Origin of the sequence: Parvibaculum sp. (assembly GCF_019635935.1) — a bacterium.
In the GTDB taxonomy this organism is placed as follows: Bacteria; Pseudomonadota; Alphaproteobacteria; order Parvibaculales; family Parvibaculaceae; genus Parvibaculum.
On sequence record NZ_JAHBYN010000001.1, the window covers coordinates 853,088 to 871,750 of the forward strand.

Below are 18,663 nucleotides of genomic sequence, written 5' to 3' on the forward strand. Positions count from 1 at the left end.
CGCTCAGCCGCGACCGGCGCGCAAGCCCTGCCTCAGCTTCAGCGGCAGGCGCGCGTAAAGCGTCTTGAGTGCGGGGCGCAGATGCGCGGCGTAGAACCACGACGCGTAGCCCGGCCAATCCAGCACCAGCCCATAGTCGCGCACTTTGACGCGGCGGTTCGACCAGGCGAGCTTGTAGTCGTCGGCGGGCGGCAACGGATCGTATTCGCCGACATCCGCCGCCTCGACGCAAGAGCGGATCGTCAGTTCGGTGACGACGAAGCCGGGGCTGTGTTTGGCGAAGTCCGGCGAGAAAGCGCCCATGAAAGCGTAATGGACGCCGCCATGCCGGAAGCCGACTTCGATGGCGGCCGTCTCCCCGCCGACCGCGAGATGCGAGACGACGAGGCCGGAGCGCAAGCGCGCATCGCCCGCCAGTTCCGTCAGGCAGGCTTCGAGCCGCGCGTCGATGAAGGCGCGGCCGAAATGGCCCTGCCGGTCGAGCCAGGCGCGCTTGAAGCCGAAGGCGGCGGCGACCAGCGCCTGAGCTTGTTCGCCCGGTTCGACCATTTCGAAGTCCATGCCGCCCATGCTTTCGAACTTGCGGATGCGCTTGGCGTTGCGCTTCGCCTGCGGCCAGCCCGCTTTCGCGAAAACCTCGGCATTTTCAAACGTCGAATGATCGAGCGCCGGCGCTTCCTGCGTCGGCCCGATCTTGCGGCCGCGACTGCCCGCCCAGCGCGCAACCGCGCTGTCGGCGCGCACGCCGCAGAGATGCAGAAAGGATGCGTCGCCCCAGGCGCCGATTTCGCGGAAGGCCATTTCGATCCAGCGGTCGCGCTCCGGCCCCGCTTCGACGACGACATCGCCATATTGTCCGATCGGATCGCCGGCCCATGTGGCGACGCAGCCGAAGGCCCGCCGCGACACCGCCAGCGGCCAGACCAGCACCAGCCGCCCGTTCTTGCGCAGCGTGACGACGCGCAGGCCCGTATCCGCGTCGCAGAAATGCCGCGCCCAGACGAGGTGGAGGTCGCAAGCCTGAAAGGCCGTCGCGCTGGCCGCGGCGCGCGCCTCGAGCGCCCGCCATTCCGGCGCCAGCGCCTCGACGGCCTCGGGGCGCCTCAGCGTCGTCACGGCAATGTCCGGCGACGGCGCCTCGACGCGCTCATCCGCCGTCGCGGTGCCGATCAGGCCCGCGGCATAGAGCAGCTGGTCGAGTAGCAATCCCTCCTGCAGGATCAACAAGGCTTCCATGAAATCCCCAAACGCGCGCGGCCGGACCCCGGCATTGGCGCCGGGAACGGCAAACAGCGGATTTTCGCCCGGATTTGGTTAAGAACGGTTGACCGGCGCGGCCGAAAAAGGCTCAGGCGCCCGCCATTTCCATCCATTCGTCCTCGGTGATCGTCTCGATCCCGAGTTCCTGCGCTTTCGCGAGCTTGGAACCCGCCCCCGGCCCGTGGACCACGAGGTCGGTTTTGGCCGAGACGGAGCCCGCGACCTTCGCCCCCATCTGCTCGGCCCGCGCCTTTGCCTCCGAGCGGGTCATCCGCTCAAGCGAGCCGGTGAAGACCACGGTCTTGCCGGCGATGGGGGAGCCCGTCTCCTGCGCCGGCAGCGGCACGGCCTCGACGCCGGCCTTGCGCAACCCTGCCAGAACCTCGCGGTTATGCGGCTCGTCGAAGAAATCGGTGAGCGCCTCGGCAAGCACTTCGCCCACCCCGTCGATCGACATGAGTTCGCTCCAGGCCTCGCCCTCCCGGTCGGCGGCGGCGCGCATCTGCGCCTCGAAATTGTCGAGCGTGCCATAACTGCGCGCCAGCAGCCGGGCGTTGGTTTCACCGACATGGCGGATGCCGAGCGCGAAGATGAAGCGGTCGAGATCGACCTCCCGCCGCGCGTCGACGGCCGCAAAGAGGTTGCGCGCCGACGTCTCGCCCCAGCCTTCGCGGTCCTTCAGTTTCTTGAGGCTTTTCTTGTCGCGCGCCTCAAGCGTGAAAATATCGTCGGGACGCGCGATCAGCCCGTCGGCGTAAAAGGCCGATATCTGCTTTTCGCCCAGCCCCTCGATGTCGAAGGCATTGCGCGACACGAAATGCCGGAGCCGCTCCACCGCCTGCGCCGGGCAGACGAGGCCGCCGGTGCAGCGCCGGTCGACATCCATCTTGCCGGTCTTCGGATTGACCTCGCGCACCGCATGGCTGCCGCATTCGGGACAGGTTTCGGGAAAGACAAATTTCTTCTTGCCGCGGGGCTTGTCCTCGACCACGCGCACGATCTGCGGAATGACGTCGCCCGCGCGCTGAACGACCACGGTGTCGCCGGGACGCACGCCGAGGCGTTCGATCTCGTCCTGATTGTGCAGCGTCGCATTCGACACGACGACGCCGCCGACCGTCACCGGCGTCAGCCGCGCCACCGGCGTCAGCTTGCCGGTGCGGCCGACCTGGATTTCGATTTTCTCCAGCACCGTCATCGCCTGCTCGGCCGGGAACTTGTGGGCAATCGCCCAGCGCGGGCTGCGCGACACAAAGCCGAGCCGGTTCTGCCAGTCGAGACGGTCGACCTTGTAGACGACGCCGTCGATGTCGTAGCCGAGGCCCGCGCGGCCCTCTTCGACCTCGTGATAGAAAGCGATCAATTCGTCGACGCTCGCGCAGCGCCGGAAAAGCGGATTGACCGCAAATCCCCATTTGGCGAAGGCGTCGATGACGCCCGCCTGCGTGTCCGCCGGCAGCGCCGACATCTCGCCCCATGTATAGGCAAAGAAACGCAAGGGCCGGCTCGCCGTGATTTTCGCGTCGAGCTGGCGCAACGACCCCGCCGCCGCATTGCGCGGATTGGCGAAGACGGGCTTGCCCGCCGCTTTCTGCCGCTCGTTGAGCGCGGCGAAATCTTCATGGCTCATATAGACTTCGCCGCGTATCTCGACGATATCGGGAATGTTTTTCCCCTTCAGCGTCTTCGGCACATCGACGATGGTTTTGAGGTTCTCGGTGACATTCTCGCCCTCGCGGCCATCGCCGCGCGTCGCCCCGAGCACGAACTTTCCCTGTTCGTAACGCAACGCCGCCGACAGCCCGTCGATTTTCGGTTCGGCCGTAACGGCAAGCGTCTCGTCTTCCTTGAGGTTGAGAAAACGCCGCACACGCGCGCAGAAATCGCGTACATCGGCATCGTCGAAGGCGTTCGACAGCGAAAGCATCGGCACCTTGTGGACGACCTTGCCGAAGCCTTCGGCGGGCGCCGCACCGACGCGGTGCGAGGGACTGTCTTCGCGCACAAGTTCGGGGTAACGCTGTTCGATTGCATCGTTGCGCTTGCGCAACTCGTCATAAGCCGCGTCGGAAATCCGCGGCGCATCCTTGCCGTGATAAAGCGCATCATGCTCGGCAATCTCGCCGGCGAGACGTTCAAGCTCTTCCGCCGCCTCTTCCATGGTGAGCTGCGCGGCGGGCTTCAATGCGGCGCCTGTGTTCTCCTCGCCGGCCCGCTCCTTTTTCGCGCCGCGTGTCACGGTCGGCTCCCGATCAGACGGTCGGCGGCGGCGCGCGCCTCGTCGGTGACGGTGGCGCCCGCCAGCATGCGCGCGATTTCCTCGCGGCGCTCGCCCGCATCGAGGGTTTCGATGCGCGTCGCCAGCCGCCCGGATTTTGCACCGCCGCCCGAACCGTTGGTCGCGCCCTTGGAAATGCGGAAATGATGCTCAGCCCGCGCCGCCACCTGCGGCGAATGGGTGACGACGATTACCTGCACGGCGCCCGCGAGCTCGGCGAGACGCACACCGACGGCTTCGGCAACCGCGCCGCCGACGCCCGCATCCACCTCGTCGAAAATCAGCGTCGGCGCGCTGCCGCGCGAGGCAAGCGCCACTTTCAACGCCAGCACGAAACGCGAAAGCTCGCCGCCCGAGGCGATCTTGATGAGCGGCCCGAAAGGCGCGCCCGGATTGGTCGAAACGAGGAACGACACGCGGTCGATGCCTTCCGGCCCGCCCTGCGCTTCCGGCAGCACATCGACCTGCGTCTTGAACTGCGCCTTGTCGAGCTTCAAGGGCCTCAGTTCCTTCGCCACTTCCTTGTCGAGCTTCGCCGCCGCCTTTTGCCGCTCGGCCGACAGCGCCCGCGCATGCGCGGCATAGGCGGCGCCGGCTGCATCGGCGGCTTTCGCCAGCGCCGCGAGCTTCGCCTCGCCGCCTTCGATCTCGGCAAGCTGGCCGCGCAGCTTGTCGGCAAGCGCCGCCAGGTCGTCGACGGCGACATTGTGTTTGCGCCCGGCCGCCCGGAGCGCGAAGAGCCGCGTCTCGGCCTTTTCGAGCCGCGCCGGATCGAACTCCATTGCCCGCATCGCATCCGCAATCCGCTCGCGCGCTTCCGCCGCTTCGTTGAGCGTCCGCTCCAGCGCCGCGATCGACGCGTCGAGCCGCCCGCCCGCCTGCTCGGCGACGCGCGCCAGCCGCCGGAGCGCCACATTGAGCCGCGCGTCGAGCCCGCCATCGCCGCTCAACGCTTCGTCGGCCTCGATCAGGTCGGCGGCGATCTTTTCGGCATGCATCATCAGTGTGCGTTCTTCGGCAAGCGCCGTTTCCTCGCCGGGCTGGGGCTGCAACTCGTCGAGCTCGCCGACGACATGCGTCAGGTAATCCTGTTCGGCCTTCGCCCGCGCCAGCAGCGCTTCGTGTTCGGCGAGCGCGGCGCGCGCTTCGGCGGCGGCGGCATGGAGCCGGCGCGCGTCGGCCACCTTGCCTTCGAGACCGCCGAACGCGTCGAGGATCGCGCGATGGCCGGACGCATCGAGCAACCCGCGTTCGTCATGCTGTCCATGTATCTCGACCAGTTCGTCGCCAAGCTGGCGCAGCATCGCGATGCTGACCGGCTGGTCGTTGACGAAAGCGCGCGAACGCCCGTCGCGCGTCTGTACGCGGCGCAAAATGAGATCGCCGTCTGCATCGAGCCCGTTGTCGCGGAGAATGGCGCGGGCGGGATGGGATGCGGGCAGGTCGAAAACGGCGGTGACGCTGCCCTGCTCGACCCCCTGCCCCACAAGGCCGCTGTCGGCGCGCGCGCCGATCGCAAGCCCCAGCGCATCGAGAAGGATGGATTTGCCGGCGCCGGTTTCGCCCGTCAGCGTGCACAGGCCCCGGTCGAGCGCCAGTTCCAGTCTATCGATGAGAACGATGTCGCGGATCGACAGGGCGGCGAGCATCAAACGCGCCTTATGGCTGAATTAGAAGACCGATGTGACCGACTGCCACGCCCTGCTGATCCAGGAGTCCGTGTTCTCGACCGGCTCGAGGCCGTAGCCAGCGAGCAGCGCATAGCTGTCCTCGTACCAGTCGCTGCCGGGATAGTTGTAACCGAGGATCGCCGCCGCCGTCTGTGCTTCGGTCTGGATCCCGAGCGCCAGATAGGCTTCGGTCAGGCGCTCCAGCGCCTCCGGCGTATGGGTCGTCGTCTGATACTTCTCGACGACGACGCGGAAACGATTGATCGCCGCGATGTAGTCGTGCCGCTTGAGATAGTAGCGCCCGATCTCCATTTCCTTGCCGGCCAGATGGTCTTGCGCCAGTTCGACTTTCAGCCGCGCATCGCGCGCATATTCGCTGGCCGGAAAGCGGCGCAGCAGTTCGGTGAAAGCCGCCACCGCATTCTCGGTCATCTTCTGGTCGCGGCCGACGTCGGAAATCTGTTCGTAGTAGCTGAGGCCGATCAGGTAGTAGGCGTAGGGAACGTCCCGGTTTCCGGGATGCAGCGCGATGAAGCGCTGCGCGTTGAGGATGGCCTCGTCGTACTGGTTGACCTGGTAGTTGGCATAGGCGCTCATCAGCATCGAGCGGCGCGCCCATTCCGAATAGGGGTGCTGGCGCTCGACTTCGTCGAACTCCTTGGCCGCCGGGTGATACCGGCCATCCGCCATCAGGTCCATCGCCTTGTTGTAGATCTGCTCGACCGCGCGTTCTTCATAGGGAACCTCGTCGCTGGCGCAGCCGCCAAGTACGGCGATGGCGAACGCGGCGGCAACGGCAAGTGCGCGGCGGGAGGCAAGCGGGCGGGCAGAAATCATGCGGGCAACGTCCATTTCGTTCGGCATTCCGGAAGGCTGCGCCGCAAGGCGCGATTCGACCGGTGCGGGGAAAAATCCCTGCCTGTTTCTATCTCAAGAAGCGTTGAGTGACCATAGCGGGCAGGCGCCCGATCCGGCAAGCCGCGGCGCGCGAAAGGGCCCGAATCCGGGCCCCTTCAGGCTTGTCTGTCGAGGTGTGTCCGGAAAGGCCGGCGCTCAATCGGCGGTAAGGGCCGAAAGACCGCGTTCCGCCGCATACATCGAGGCCGAAGTCTCGACGAAATCGGTCACTTCCCACGCGGTTTCGTCGGCCATCAGCGCCCGCAACACGCGATTGTTCATCGCATGCCCCGAACGCGCGCCTTCGTAGCGGCCGAGCAGCGGCAGGCCCGACAGGGAAAGGTCGCCCACGGCGTCCAGCACCTTGTGGCGCACGAACTCGTCCTCGTAGCGCAGACCCTCTTCATTGAGGATGTTTTCGCCGTCGATGACGATGGCGTTGTCGAGCGAGGCGCCCTGCCCGAGCCCGACGGCCTTGAGCGCCTCCTGATCCTTCAGGAAGCCGAAGGTGCGGGCATGCAGGATGTCGTCGGCAAAGCAGGGATCGTACAAATCCGCCTCGATCGCCTGACGGCCGATCACCGGATTGTCGAAATCGATTTCGAAGGCGAGGCGGAAACCGTCGCCCGGCAGAAGCGCAGCGCGCTTTGCACCGTCCTCGACAACCACCGGCTTCAGGATGCGAATGGCGCGGCGCGGCGCATCGAGCGCCATCAGCCCGGCGGCTTCGATCCGCTCGATGAAAACCTCGGCACTGCCGTCGAGAACCGGCACTTCCGCGCCATCGATCTCGATCAGCGCGTTGTCGATGCGCAGACCAGAAAGCGCCGCCATCAGATGTTCGATCGTGCCGACCCGCGCACCGGCCGCATTGCCGATGACGGTCGACATCGTGGTGTCGATGACGTTGTCGTGACGCGCCCGGATGTCGGACGCGTCGCGGCCGCCTTCGAGATCGATGCGGCGGAAAACGACGCCGTGATCGGCATCCGCCGGACGCAGCGTCATGCGAATGGTCTTGCCGCTGTGAAGGCCCGCGCCCTCGATGACGACCGGCACCGCCAGCGTCATTTGCGGATACGCCAAGGCAGCCGCACGGCGCTGGCGCCGTACGGTTTCCAGCATGATTGTCTCGAATTCGGATTTACGCACTTGAAACAATTGTGAAGTCCTTTTCCCCCGAAGCCTGGCCGCCCCATCCGGCTGACTTCGAGACGGTTCTAGCAGCGCGCCAAATTCGCCTCAAATAACAGATTTTTACCGAATGTTACGCGGGCCGGAACGCGTTAACCGATTGACCGCAAAAGAAAAGCCCGCCCGCCGGCACAAAGGCCGAAACGGGCGGGTTTACCATCCAAGGCGCGTCCCGGCAGGCCGGGACGGCCCTTGTCAGTTGGCCTGACGGCGCAGGAAGGTCGGAATCTCGAGCTGTTCCTCCTCATAGGAAGGCTGCACGAGACGGCTCTCGGTGGCCGGCGACAGGCTCTCCTGCGGCCGTGCATTCTCGACCGGCGCCGGGCGCGGTTCCGGCTTGCGCTGGGCAAGCGCCGGCTCGCGGCGCTGCTGCACCGGCGCCTCGGGCGCCTCCGGCTTGCGGCGCGCGCCCGTCAGGCGTTCGAAGAAGCCCGGACCCTTTTTCGGGGCACGGGACTGCTGCACGGGAGCCGGCTTCTGCCCAAGGAAGGCCGGCAGGTCGCTCCGGCCCGTCTGCGCCCGGTCGAGATCGCCCGGGATGAACGGGCGTCCCTGGGGCTCGGCGCGCACCGCCGCGGCCGGAACAACCGGCGCGTCCATTTCGGCCCGCGCCGCCGGCTGCTGCCGGGGTTCGGGCTTGTGGATGATGACTTCGGCTTCATAGTCGGAGGGATCGTAGTCCCCGGCCGGAGCCGCCGCCGGTTCGATGCCGAGATCGGCCTGAACGGCGGGCGCCATCCGCTCCTCGATCTGTTCGACCTGCGTCTGGACCGGATTGGCCATCCGCGCCGCCAATGCCGAAGGCTGGGCGGCAGGCGCCGCCGGACGGGTCTGCGACACGACTCGGATCTGCGGCGTCTGCTGCTCCGGCCGGGTCATCGTGGCCTCCTCAGCCTCGATCCCCGTCGCAACCACCGAGACGCGCATGCGCCCGTCGAGCGAGGTGTCGAAGGTCGAGCCGACAATGATGTTGGCGTCGGGATCGACTTCCGAGCGGATACGGTTGGCCGCTTCGTCGACTTCGTACAGCGTCAGGTCCATGCCGCCGGTGATGTTGATGAGTACGCCCTTTGCGCCCTTCATCGACACTTCGTCGAGCAGCGGGTTGGAGATCGCGGCCTCGGCGGCTTCGATCGCCCGGTTCTCGCCGGACGCCTCGCCGGTGCCCATCATCGCCTTGCCCATCTCGTTCATCACGGTGCGCACATCCGCGAAGTCGAGATTGATGAGGCCGGGCTTCATCATCAGGTCGGTGATGCCAGCCACGCCCGAATGCAGCACCTGGTCGGCCATGCCGAAGGCGTCCGCGAAGGTCGTGTTCTCGTTCGCCACCCGGAACAGGTTCTGGTTCGGGATGATGATGAGCGTGTCGACATATTGTTGCAGATCGCGAATGCCTTCCTCCGCGAGCCGCATCCGCCGCGAGCCCTCGAACTGGAAGGGCTTGGTGACAACGCCGACGGTGAGAATGCCGTGCTCGCGCGCCGCCCGTGCGATGACCGGACCGGCGCCCGTGCCCGTGCCGCCACCCATGCCGGCGGTGATGAAGACCATGTGAGCGCCCTGCAGGTGCTCGACGATCTCGTGCAGCGCCTCTTCCGCCGCCGCGCAACCGACTTCCGGACGCGAACCGGCGCCCAGACCCTCGGTGATCGACGCGCCGAGCTGGATGCGCCGTTCGGCCGACGACAGCGACAGCGCCTGCGCGTCGGTGTTGGCGACAACGAAGTCGACGCCCTCGAGGCCGGCCTCGATCATGTTGTTGACCGCATTGCCGCCGGCGCCGCCGACGCCGAAAACGGTGATACGGGGCTTGAGTTCCTTTTCCTTGGGAACCGAAAGTTTGATGCTCATGTCAGCCTCCTGGGAGCAGTAGTGAAAATCCGGGTCGGTGTTGCCGCGCTTGTGTCTGGCGGCGGTTCGATGACCCGTCTTCCCGGCGGGCCTGCGAGCCGTCCCTGCCGCCGCCGGCAGGGTGCTCGCTGCGGTTGCCCGCTTCGTCGTCGCACGTCGATGAAAGCACTGCGCTTCATCAGAAATTCTCCTTCAGCCAGCGGCCGAAGCGCCGGAGCTGCCCGCCGGGCGCTCCGTTGTCCGCCTCGTCCTCCGCGCCCGCCGCTTCGAGCGGCGAAATCTGCGAGTAGGTCAGCAGCCCCGCGCAGGTCGAGAACGCCGGACCGCCGGTCGCCTCGGCAAGTCCCGTCAGCCGGATCGGCTGGCCGACGCGCACCTGCTTGTCGAGCATCCGCGCCGCAAGCTCGCGCGCGCCGTTGAGCTGGCTCGCGCCGCCCGTCAACACGACGCGGCGCCCGGCGAGCCGCCCATAGCCGCTCGCCTCCATCCGGTCGCGCACCAGCTCGAATGTTTCTTCGAGGCGCGGCTGAATGATGCCGGTCAGCATCGAACGGGGAATGTGATTCGCCGCATCGGCATCGCTCTCGCCGACCTGCGGCACGTCGATCATCTCCCTCTCGTCCGACGGGCTCGCCAGCGCACTGCCGTAAAGCGTCTTCATCCGCTCTGCGTGAGCGAGCGGTGTCGAAAGCCCGCGCGCGATATCGTTTGTAATGTGATTCCCGCCGATCGACACGGCATCGCAATAGACCATCGCACCTTCGAAGAAGATGCCGAGCGAGGTCGTGCCGCCGCCCATGTCGATGACGGCGACGCCGAGGTCCATCTCGTCCTCGACGAGACAGGCAAGCCCACTCGCATAGGGCGACACGGCGAGGCCGGCGACGGTCAGGTGACAGCGCTCGATGCAGAGTTCGAGATTGCGCAACGGCCCGCGCAACCCGCTCACCATATGCACCTCGACGCCGAGCCTCTCGCCGAACATACCGCGCGGATCGCGCACGCCGCGCGCATCGTCGACGCTGTAATTGGCCGGAATGGCGTGCAGGACGTCGCGGCCCTCGGGCTGGAAATTGTTCTGCGCATGGCCGATCAGCCGGCCGAGATCGCTGTCGGAGATTTCGCCGCCCGCGACCGCGGCCTTGACGCCGACCGTCTGGCTCTTCGGCTCGGCGCCGGACATGCCGACGACCACATCGCGGATCGTGACGCCCGCCATCCGTTCCGCCGCATCGACCGCGACCCGGATCGCTTCTTCCGCCGCATCCATGTCGACCACGGTGCCGGCACGAATGCCGCGCGACACCTGATGTCCGATGCCGATGACGCGCACCGGCGCATGACCGTTGGCGATCCGCCCGGCTTCGATCCGTGCGATGAAGCAGGAAATCTTGCTCGACCCCACATCGAGCGCCGCAATCGTGCCCGAACGCCCCGCCGCGACGGGCCGGCCCTGAAAACTCCGCGAGCCGAGACTGACCATATTCATGTATTGCCCCCAACGCCGGCCGCCCCTGGCCGGACAATGCCGTTCTTGCTTTTAGCGCCGGCCGCGACGCCCTGCGCCGAACCGGCATCCGCCGCCAGTTCGACCGACACGCGGTCGGGAAGTCTGAGATCCACTGCCACGATGTCGCGCGACAGGATGCGATGGCGTGCGTCATGTGCGACGAGATCGGCCAGCGCCTTCGCGACGCCGCTTTCCGGCAGTTTGACGTCGACGCCATTTTCAAGCCGGAGGTTCCAGCGCCGCCCGCTGACGCGCACAAAGGCCCGTACGCGCTGCAACAATTGCGGCTGCTCGGCCTGCATCAGTTTCAGCAGCGCCGGCGCCTCGCGCGGCGCGCCGAAACCGACAATGAAAGGCAGATGCGCGAATTCCTGCACGCCCTCGTCGGTGATCGGCCGGCCCTCGGCGTCGATGACCGACAACATGCCGCCGCGCTGCCAGAGCGCGAAAGGCCGGCGCTCGGTGACATCGATGCGGATCGTGTCCGGCAACAGCCGCGTCACGGTTGCGCTCTCGACCCAACCCAGCCGCTCGACGCGCTGCCGCGCGGCCTCGGTGTCGAAGCCGAAAATCGGATCGCCGCGCTCCATCCCGGCGGCGGCGAGCAGCGCTTCCTTGTCGGTCCGCACGCGGCCCGTCACGGTGACGTCCTGAATGCTGAAGCCCGACATCGCCAGCAGCCGGTTCGCCCGCTCGGCAACGCCGTTGGCGCCGTCCGCCACATGCCCGCCGACGAAAAGCCCGTAAAGCAGCACACCCGCAAAGAGCGCGCCCGCGCCGGCCGTGAAGGGCCGCATCGGAAATTCGCCGGCGCCGATCTCGGCCAGCCAGCGCCCGACAGGCCCCGGCGGACGCTGCGAACGGCGGCCGAACACGCGCGTCTGCGCGGCGTTGCGGCGCTTGCCCGGCGCGATCTTGCTCTTGGCGGTGCGGCGCGGCGCGGCGCGAACGCCGGTGCGCGATGCTTTCTTCATCGATCGCATGACGCGTCCTCCACCATCCAGCTCACCAGCTCGGCGTAGGAATAGCCCGCGAGATTGGCGAGCTCCGGCACCAGCGATGTCGGCGTCATGCCGGGCTGCGTGTTGACTTCGAGCAAAACGAGTTCGCCCTTGCCGGGCCGCGTATCGTCGAAGCGGAAATCGGCGCGGGAAACGCCCCGGCAACCAAGCGCCTTGTGCGCGGCCAGCGTCACCCGCTGCACTTCGGCATAGACTTCCGGTTCCACCGGCGCCGGAATGACATGCCGCGAGCCGCCGGTCGCGTATTTCGCCTCGTAATCGTAGAAGGCTGTGTTGGCGATGATTTCGGTGACCCCGAAAATCTCCTCGCCCATCACGGCGCAGGTAAGCTCGCGACCCGCAATGTAGCGCTCGACCATCACCTCGTCGCCGAGATTCCAGTCCGGCGAGGTCAGTTCCGCCGGCGGCCGGTTGTCGCCCGCCCGGATGATGAACACACCGACCGACGAGCCTTCGCTGACCGGCTTGATGACGTAAGGCGGGTCCATCACATGGCCGAGCGCGGCCTGCGCGCGCGGCACGACGATGCTTTCGGCGACCGGCAGCCCCGCCGCGCGGAACACGGCCTTGCCGCGCTCCTTGTGCATGGCAAGCGCCGAGGCCAGCACACCCGAATGCGTGTAGGGCACGCGCAGGATTTCAAGCAGCCCCTGCACGCAGCCGTCCTCGCCCCAGCGGCCATGCAGCGCGTTGAAGACGACGTCGGGCTTCACTTTGAGAATCTGATCGGCAAGGTCGCGCCCGGCATCGATCTCGGTCACATGATAACCATGGCTCCGCAGCGCATCGGCGCAGCCCTTGCCGGTGACGAGGCTGACTTCGCGCTCGGCGCTCCAACCGCCCTTCAGAACGGCGACATGCTTGTTCGCGCTCATGCCCCGCCTCCGTCGTTGCGTGTGCCGATGCGCCGGATTTCCCATTCGAGCGTGACCCCGCTCTGCGCCTTGACGCGCGCGCGCACTTCTTCGCCGAGGTCTTCGAGATCGGCGGCGCTGGCATCGCCAGTATTGATCAGGAAATTGCAATGCAGTTCCGACACCTGCGCGCCGCCGCGCTTCAAACCGCGGCAGCCGGCGGCGTCGATCAACTGCCACGACTTGTGGCCATCGGGATTCTTGAAGGTCGAACCGCCGGTGCGCGTGCGGATCGGCTGCGTCGCCTCGCGCGACGCCGTGATCTCGTCCATCCGCGCCTGGATCGCCGCCTTGTCGCCGGGCGCGCCCTGGAAAACCGCTTCGACGAAAATCAGATCGTCCGCCGCGCCGCAATGGCGGTAGCTGTATTTCATGTCGGCATTCGTGAGTACATGCCGCTTGCCCGCGCGGTCGATGGCGACGGCTTCCACCAGCACGTCCTTCGTCTCGCGCCCGTAGGCGCCGCCATTCATGCGCAGCGCGCCGCCGATCGAGCCCGGAATGCCGCGATAGAATTCGAGCCCCGCAAGCCCGGCCTCCTGCGCGGCGCGCGCCACCGCCACATCGAGCGCCGCCGTGCCCGCGCGGACACGATTGCCTTCGATCGAGATTTCCATGAACGCCCGCCCGAGACGGATGACGACGCCGGGCACGCCGCCATCGCGCACCAGCAGGTTGGAGCCGACGCCGATCACCGTCACCGGCACATCGGCCGGGCAACCCGCAAGGAACGCGGCAAGATCGTCGGCATCGGCCGGACGGAACATGACTTCCGCCGACCCGCCGACACGGAACCATGTCAATTGCGCGAGCGGCGCATCGGCGAGAAGCTCGCCGCGCACCGCAGGCAGCCGGTCGATGAGATGCGGAAGGGAAGCGCGCACAGACATCATTTGCGCCTCCCCGCCTTGTCGCCGGCAAGCGCCGCCAGCGCCTCCGGCAGGGCATTCGCCCAAGTGGTGATGCTGCCTGCGCCGAGGCAAACGACGAGATCGCCCGGCTTCGCGATACCGGCGATCAGCGCCGGCAACGCTTCCGGGCTTTCGAGCGCCGTCACATTGCGGTGGCCGCGCGCGCGCAGACCCTCCACCAGCGCATCGCGATTGGCGCCCTCGATGGGCTTCTCGCCGGCCTCGTAGACATCGGCGACAATGACGGCGTCGGCATCGTTGAAGCAGGCGCAGAATTCATCGAACAGGCTGTGAAGCCGCGTGTAGCGATGCGGCTGAACCACCGCGATGGTGCGCCCTTGCGTCGCCGAACGCGCCGCCTGCAGCACCGCCGCGATTTCGACCGGGTGGTGCCCGTAGTCGTCGTAGATGCTGACGCCGTTCCAGTTGCCGACATAGGTGAAGCGCCGCTTGACGCCGCCAAAACTTTCAAGCGCCGCGCGGATGCGCTCGTCGGCAATGCCCATTTGCAGCGCGACGCCGATGGCCGCGAGGCTGTTCAGCATGTTGTGCGTGCCGTGCATGGCGAGATGCACGCCTGAAAGCTCGCGCGTCTTGCCGGTCTTGCGATCCGTGATCGTGACGTCGAACGTGTTGAAGCCGTTTTCGACACGCTGGTTGGTGGCGCGGATATCGGCCTGCGGATTTGTGCCGTAGGTGACGATGCGCCGGTCGCGCACGCGGCCGATCAGCGCCTGCACCTCCGGATGATCGACGCACATGACGGCGCAGCCATAGAACGGCACGTTCTCGACAAAGGCAAGGAAGGCGTCCTTCGCCGCATCGAACGTGCCGTAATAATCGAGATGCTCGGGGTCGATATTGGTGACGATGGCGATGGTCGAGGGCAGCTTGACGAAGGTGCCGTCGGATTCGTCGGCCTCGACGACCATCCATTCGCCGTCGCCGAGCCGCGCATTGGTGCCGTAGGCATTGATGATGCCGCCGTTGATGACGGTCGGGTCGAGACCCGCGCCATCGAGGATCGCCGCCACCAGCGAAGTCGTCGTCGTCTTGCCATGCGTACCGGCGACCGAGACGCAGGAGCGCAACCGCATCAGCTCGGCCAGCATCTCCGCGCGCCGCACCACCGGCAGGAAGCGCGCCCGCGCTTCCATCAGTTCCGGATTGTCGGATTTGATCGCCGACGACACGACGACGACCTGCGCGTCCGCAAGGTTCTCGGCCTTCTGGCCGATGAAGACCTTGATGCCGAGCCCGGCGAGCCGCTTGACATTGGCGCTCTCGGAAAGGTCGCTGCCCTGCACCGTGTAGCCGAGATTGTGCATGACTTCGGCAATGCCGCTCATGCCGATGCCGCCGATGCCGACGAAATGAATGTTGCCGATGTCGAGAGGCGCGGGCCGCATCATGCACCTCCGATCGCGAATTCGAGGGCGCCGGTGCCGCCGGCGTCGCCGGTCTTGCGTTCCGGCGCGGCGAGCGCCTGCAACTCGCCGCGGCCGAGCCGCTCGACGAGATCGGCAAGCGCGCGCACGGCATCGGGCTGGCCTTGCGCCCTGGCGGCGCGCGCGGCGGCGGTCAGTTGCGCCGGGTCGGCCAGCAACGATGTCAGCATGTTCGCGAGCGCCTCTTCGGTGAAATTCCTCTGCTCGATGGCCCAGGCCGCGCCCGCGCTTGCGAGCTTCTCGGCATTGGCCTTCTGGTCGTTGTCGAGCGAATGCGGCAGCGGCACGAGAATTGACGGCCGGCCGACAACGGCAAGCTCGCTGATCGTCGAGGCGCCCGAACGCCCGATCACCAGATGCGCGGTCGCGATGCGCTGCGGCATGTCGTCGAAGAAGGGGCTGAGTTCGGCGTCGATGCCGGCGGCTTCGTAAATCGCGGCGGCACGGTCCATGTCTTCCGGCCGCGCCTGCTGCACGACCGCGAGGCGGCGGCGCAAGGCGTCGGGAAGCCGCGCCAGCGCGCCCGGCACGACATCGCTCATCACGCGCGCGCCCTGACTGCCGCCGAACACCAGCAAGTGGATCGGGCCCTCGCCGGCAGGCGCTTCGTAGGCGCGGCCGGCAACCGCGATCACCGCGTCGCGCACCGGATTGCCGGTCAGCACGAGCTTTCCGGCGTCCTTGGCGCGCAGGAATTTCGGCGCATCGAAAGTCGAGGCGATGGCGGCGACATAAGGCGCGACCAGCCGGTTGACGCGGCCAAGCACCGCGTTTTGTTCATGCACGCACACCGGGACGCCGCGAAGGAGCGCCGCGGCAACCGGCGGCAAGGTCGGATAGCCGCCAAAGCCGATCAGCGCGGCGGGCTTGATCCGGCCGAGAATGCCGAAGGAACGAGCGACGCCCGCGAGTATGGCGGGCGCCGCCCTCACAAGACCGGCCGCACCTTTGCCTGAAGGTGTCGCGGCCGGAACGGGATAGATGTCGGCATCGGGAAAGAGCCGGTCGAAACGCTGCACGCGCTCGTCGGTGATGAGCGCGATGCGGCGGCCGCGGCGGCGCAATTCCTGCGCCAGCGCCTGGCCGGGGAACAAATGACCGCCCGTACCGCCGGCTGCAATCACGATCGGACCTTGCGGATAGCGCCTCATGCGTGCGCCCTCCGTCCGCTGGGCGGTTCGACATTGCTGCCTGCCCGGCGCCGCGTCAGCGCCAGCAGCATGCCCATCGCCAGCGCCAGCGCCAGCAGCGACGAGCCGCCATAGGAAATGAACGGCAGCGTCATGCCTTTGGCCGGAACGAGGTTGACATTGACCGCCATGTTGATGAGCGCCTGCAATCCGAACAACGCGACGAGCCCGCAAGTCGCGAACTGCACGAAGAGATCGCGCTCTTCCGCCGCACGCTTCAGCGGCCGCACGACGATGAATGCGAAGAGGCCGATAATCATCAGCCCGACCACGACGCCGAATTCCTCGGCCGCCACCGCGAAGATGAAATCGGTATGAGCGTCCGGCAGGATGCGCTTCACCACGCCCTCGCCCGGCCCGCGTCCGAAAAATCCGGCTGCGTAGAAGGCGTCCAGCGCACGATCGATCTGGTAGGTGTCGCCCGATTCCGGATTGAGGAAGCGGTCGACGCGGCTTGCGACATGCGGCATCAGCGTATAGGCGCAAACGACGCCGGCCGTTGCCAGCGCACCGAGCGAACCGATCCAGCCCCAGGAGAGCCCGGCCATGAAAAACATTGCGCCGAAAACCATCGTCACCAGCATCAGCTGGCCGAAATCCGGTTGCAGCGCCAGCACCGCCACGACCGTGGCATAAAGCGCCAGCGCGATGCCGGTGCCGGGAATGCCGGGGCTGCGCTGCGCTTCGGCGAAGAGCCAGGCGACGAGCACAACGAAAGCCGGCTTGATGAACTCCGACGGCTGGATGCCGATGGGCCCCAGATAGAGCCAGCGATGCGCGCCCTTGATTTCCGGACCGGCCAGCAGCGCCAGCACCATCAGCATCAGCGCCGTGGCGAAAACAAACGCCGCCAGACGCCGCACCTGCCGCACATTGAGCAGCGATACGCCGATCATTACCGCGAGCGCCGGCAGGAAAAACGCCATCTGCCGGTAGACGAAGTGGAAGGGCGGCAGGTCGATACGCATGGCGACCGCCGGGCTTGCGGCGAGCGCCAGCACCGTGCCGAGCACCATCAGGCAGACGAGGCAGAGCAACGTCCACTTGTCGACGGTCCACCACCATTCGGCGGCAAGGCTGCGGTTGGTGCGCGCGAGACGGATCATGCGGCGGCCCCTCCCGTTTCGGCGAGCACGCGCTGCACTTCGCGGCGGAACATGTCGCCGCGTTCCTCGAAATTCCGGAACTGGTCGAACGAGGCACAGGCCGGCGACAGCAACACGATCCGCGTCTCGGCCTCGCCCGTCGCCGCATCCTTCGTCGCCGCCTCGACGGCCTTCGGCAGTGTTCCGCATTGCCGGTAGTCGACTTTGCCCTCGAGCGTGCGGGCGAAATCCGCCGCCGCATCACCGATCAGGTAGGCGCGCGAAATATGCGGGAAGAGCGCTTCGAGGCTTTCGATGCCGCCCTCCTTCGCCTTGCCGCCGGCAATCCAGTAGACGTTGCGATAGGCGCCCAGCGCCTTCGATGCGGCATCCGCATTGGTCGCCTTGCTGTCATTGACGAAGCGCACACCGTCGCGCTCCGCGACGATCTCCATGCGGTGGGCGAGACCGGGGAAGCTCTCGAAAGCGGCAAAAATCTTTTCGCGCGTATAGCCAAGCGCACGCCCCGCCGCATAGGCCGCCGCCGCGTTCTGCCAGTTATGCGCGCCCGCCAGCGTCCGCATCTCGCGCAGATCGCCGGCCTTCACGGCTTGCGACCCTGCATTGTCGTAGAGGATGCCGTCGATTGCATAAACGCCGCGCCCCAACGTCTTGCCGACCGAGATCGGCACGACCTTCGCCATGCGCCGCGCGCCGATGCCGGTGCAGATGTCCTTCGACAGCGCATCGTCGATGCCGATAATCGCCGTGCCGCCCTCGCCCTGTCGCGCGAACAGCCGCGCCTTGACGGCCGCGTAATGTTCAAGCGTGCCGTGCCGGTCGATATGATCCGGCGTGATGTTGAGCAGGATCGCGATGTCGGGTGCAAGGCTCGGCGCCAGATCGATCTGGTAGGACGACACTTCGATTGCATAGACGGTCGCCGCCGCCGGCGCCTCGAGTTCGAGCACCGCCTTGCCGATGTTTCCGCCGACCTGCGCATGACCGCCGCAGCGCCGGATCATGTGACCGATCAGCGCCGTCGTCGTCGACTTGCCATTGGTGCCGGTGATAGCGACGATCTTGGCGCCGGTGCCGCTTGCCGTCACGGCGCGCTGAAAAAGCTCGATGTCGCCGATGATCTCGACGCCCGCGGCCTGCGCCATCGACACGACCGGATGCGGCTCGGGATGCGTCAGCGGCACGCCGGGGCTCAGCACCAGCGCCGCAAGCTCCCGCCACGGCCAGTCCTTTATGTCCGTGACATTGAAGCCGCCGGCCGCCGCTTCGGCCCGCTTCGTCTCGCTGTCGTCCCAGGACATCACAGTCGCCGCACCCGCCTCGAGCGCGCGCACGGTTGCAAGGCCCGACGTACCGAGCCCGAACACCGCCACCTTGCGCTTTGCGAAACCGGTCGCCGCGATCATCCC

14 protein-coding genes are annotated in these 18,663 nt (G+C 66.9%); all 14 read right to left on the reverse strand.

The features are described 5' to 3' along the window. Positions 1-3: 3 nt before the first annotated feature. Entirely contained in the window at positions 4-1,236 is a 1,233-nt protein-coding gene (locus KF719_RS04375; RefSeq protein ID WP_293507380.1) for a GNAT family N-acetyltransferase, read from the reverse strand. A gap of 112 nt (positions 1,237-1,348) precedes the next feature. After that, entirely contained in the window at positions 1,349-3,421 is a 2,073-nt protein-coding gene (gene ligA / locus KF719_RS04380; RefSeq protein ID WP_293510579.1) for an NAD-dependent DNA ligase LigA, read from the reverse strand. A gap of 74 nt (positions 3,422-3,495) precedes the next feature. Further along, on the reverse strand, positions 3,496-5,187 hold the full coding sequence (recN, locus tag KF719_RS04385) for a DNA repair protein RecN (RefSeq protein ID WP_293507382.1): 1,692 nt from the start codon (positions 5,185-5,187) through the stop codon (positions 3,496-3,498). 21 nt (positions 5,188-5,208) lie between these two features. Then, positions 5,209-6,045 (reverse strand): outer membrane protein assembly factor BamD, encoded by an 837-nt coding sequence (locus KF719_RS04390; RefSeq protein WP_293507384.1) that lies wholly within the window; start codon positions 6,043-6,045, stop codon positions 5,209-5,211. A 216-nt stretch (positions 6,046-6,261) separates the two neighbouring features. Beyond that, positions 6,262-7,230, reverse strand: coding sequence for a UDP-3-O-acyl-N-acetylglucosamine deacetylase (lpxC, locus tag KF719_RS04395; RefSeq protein WP_293507385.1), 969 nt, complete (start codon positions 7,228-7,230; stop codon positions 6,262-6,264). Between the two features lie 264 nt (positions 7,231-7,494). After that, on the reverse strand, positions 7,495-9,153 hold the full coding sequence (ftsZ, locus tag KF719_RS04400; RefSeq protein ID WP_293507387.1) for a cell division protein FtsZ: 1,659 nt from the start codon (positions 9,151-9,153) through the stop codon (positions 7,495-7,497). Between the two features lie 178 nt (positions 9,154-9,331). After that, positions 9,332-10,642, reverse strand: coding sequence for a cell division protein FtsA (gene ftsA / locus KF719_RS04405; RefSeq protein ID WP_293507389.1), 1,311 nt, complete (start codon positions 10,640-10,642; stop codon positions 9,332-9,334). Beyond that, on the reverse strand, positions 10,639-11,646 hold the full coding sequence (locus KF719_RS04410; RefSeq protein ID WP_293507391.1) for a cell division protein FtsQ/DivIB: 1,008 nt from the start codon (positions 11,644-11,646) through the stop codon (positions 10,639-10,641). The genes ftsA and KF719_RS04410 overlap by 4 nt, the downstream gene beginning before the upstream one ends. Continuing rightward, complete coding sequence (locus KF719_RS04415) at positions 11,634-12,560, reverse strand: D-alanine--D-alanine ligase (protein WP_293507393.1); 927 nt, start codon at positions 12,558-12,560, stop codon at positions 11,634-11,636. The genes KF719_RS04410 and KF719_RS04415 overlap by 13 nt, the downstream gene beginning before the upstream one ends. Continuing rightward, positions 12,557-13,492: a UDP-N-acetylmuramate dehydrogenase gene (murB, locus tag KF719_RS04420; protein ID WP_293507394.1), complete on the reverse strand. Its 936-nt coding sequence runs from the start codon at positions 13,490-13,492 to the stop codon at positions 12,557-12,559. Before murB ends, KF719_RS04415 begins: the two co-directional genes overlap by 4 nt. Then, positions 13,489-14,919, reverse strand: a complete 1,431-nt coding sequence (gene murC, locus KF719_RS04425) for a UDP-N-acetylmuramate--L-alanine ligase (protein WP_293507396.1) — start codon at positions 14,917-14,919, stop codon at positions 13,489-13,491. The genes murB and murC overlap by 4 nt, the downstream gene beginning before the upstream one ends. Beyond that, positions 14,919-16,109, reverse strand: a complete 1,191-nt coding sequence (gene murG, locus KF719_RS04430; RefSeq protein WP_293507398.1) for an undecaprenyldiphospho-muramoylpentapeptide beta-N-acetylglucosaminyltransferase — start codon at positions 16,107-16,109, stop codon at positions 14,919-14,921. Before murG ends, murC begins: the two co-directional genes overlap by 1 nt. After that, the gene (ftsW, locus tag KF719_RS04435; RefSeq protein ID WP_293507400.1) at positions 16,106-17,254 is read right to left on the reverse strand and encodes a putative lipid II flippase FtsW; all 1,149 of its coding nucleotides are present in this window, start codon (positions 17,252-17,254) and stop codon (positions 16,106-16,108) included. Before ftsW ends, murG begins: the two co-directional genes overlap by 4 nt. Beyond that, positions 17,251-18,660 (reverse strand): UDP-N-acetylmuramoyl-L-alanine--D-glutamate ligase, encoded by a 1,410-nt coding sequence (gene murD, locus KF719_RS04440; protein WP_293507401.1) that lies wholly within the window; start codon positions 18,658-18,660, stop codon positions 17,251-17,253. Before murD ends, ftsW begins: the two co-directional genes overlap by 4 nt. Positions 18,661-18,663: the final 3 nt, after the last annotated feature.

What these genes read in the sequence shown, in the direction of transcription:
- KF719_RS04375 (WP_293507380.1), bottom strand. Translation starts at nt 1,236, where the DNA reads ATGGAAGCCTTGTTGATCCTGCAGGAGGGATTGCTACTCGACCAGCTG.
- ligA (WP_293510579.1), bottom strand. Translation starts at nt 3,421, where the DNA reads ATGGAAGAGGCGGCGGAAGAGCTTGAACGTCTCGCCGGCGAGATTGCC.
- recN (WP_293507382.1), bottom strand. Translation starts at nt 5,187, where the DNA reads ATGCTCGCCGCCCTGTCGATCCGCGACATCGTTCTCATCGATAGACTG.
- KF719_RS04390 (WP_293507384.1), bottom strand. Translation starts at nt 6,045, where the DNA reads ATGATTTCTGCCCGCCCGCTTGCCTCCCGCCGCGCACTTGCCGTTGCC.
- lpxC (WP_293507385.1), bottom strand. Translation starts at nt 7,230, where the DNA reads ATGCTGGAAACCGTACGGCGCCAGCGCCGTGCGGCTGCCTTGGCGTAT.
- ftsZ (WP_293507387.1), bottom strand. Translation starts at nt 9,153, where the DNA reads ATGAGCATCAAACTTTCGGTTCCCAAGGAAAAGGAACTCAAGCCCCGT.
- ftsA (WP_293507389.1), bottom strand. Translation starts at nt 10,642, where the DNA reads ATGAATATGGTCAGTCTCGGCTCGCGGAGTTTTCAGGGCCGGCCCGTC.
- KF719_RS04410 (WP_293507391.1), bottom strand. Translation starts at nt 11,646, where the DNA reads ATGCGATCGATGAAGAAAGCATCGCGCACCGGCGTTCGCGCCGCGCCG.
- KF719_RS04415 (WP_293507393.1), bottom strand. Translation starts at nt 12,560, where the DNA reads ATGAGCGCGAACAAGCATGTCGCCGTTCTGAAGGGCGGTTGGAGCGCC.
- murB (WP_293507394.1), bottom strand. Translation starts at nt 13,492, where the DNA reads ATGATGTCTGTGCGCGCTTCCCTTCCGCATCTCATCGACCGGCTGCCT.
- murC (WP_293507396.1), bottom strand. Translation starts at nt 14,919, where the DNA reads ATGCGGCCCGCGCCTCTCGACATCGGCAACATTCATTTCGTCGGCATC.
- murG (WP_293507398.1), bottom strand. Translation starts at nt 16,109, where the DNA reads ATGAGGCGCTATCCGCAAGGTCCGATCGTGATTGCAGCCGGCGGTACG.
- ftsW (WP_293507400.1), bottom strand. Translation starts at nt 17,254, where the DNA reads ATGATCCGTCTCGCGCGCACCAACCGCAGCCTTGCCGCCGAATGGTGG.
- murD (WP_293507401.1), bottom strand. Translation starts at nt 18,660, where the DNA reads ATGATCGCGGCGACCGGTTTCGCAAAGCGCAAGGTGGCGGTGTTCGGG.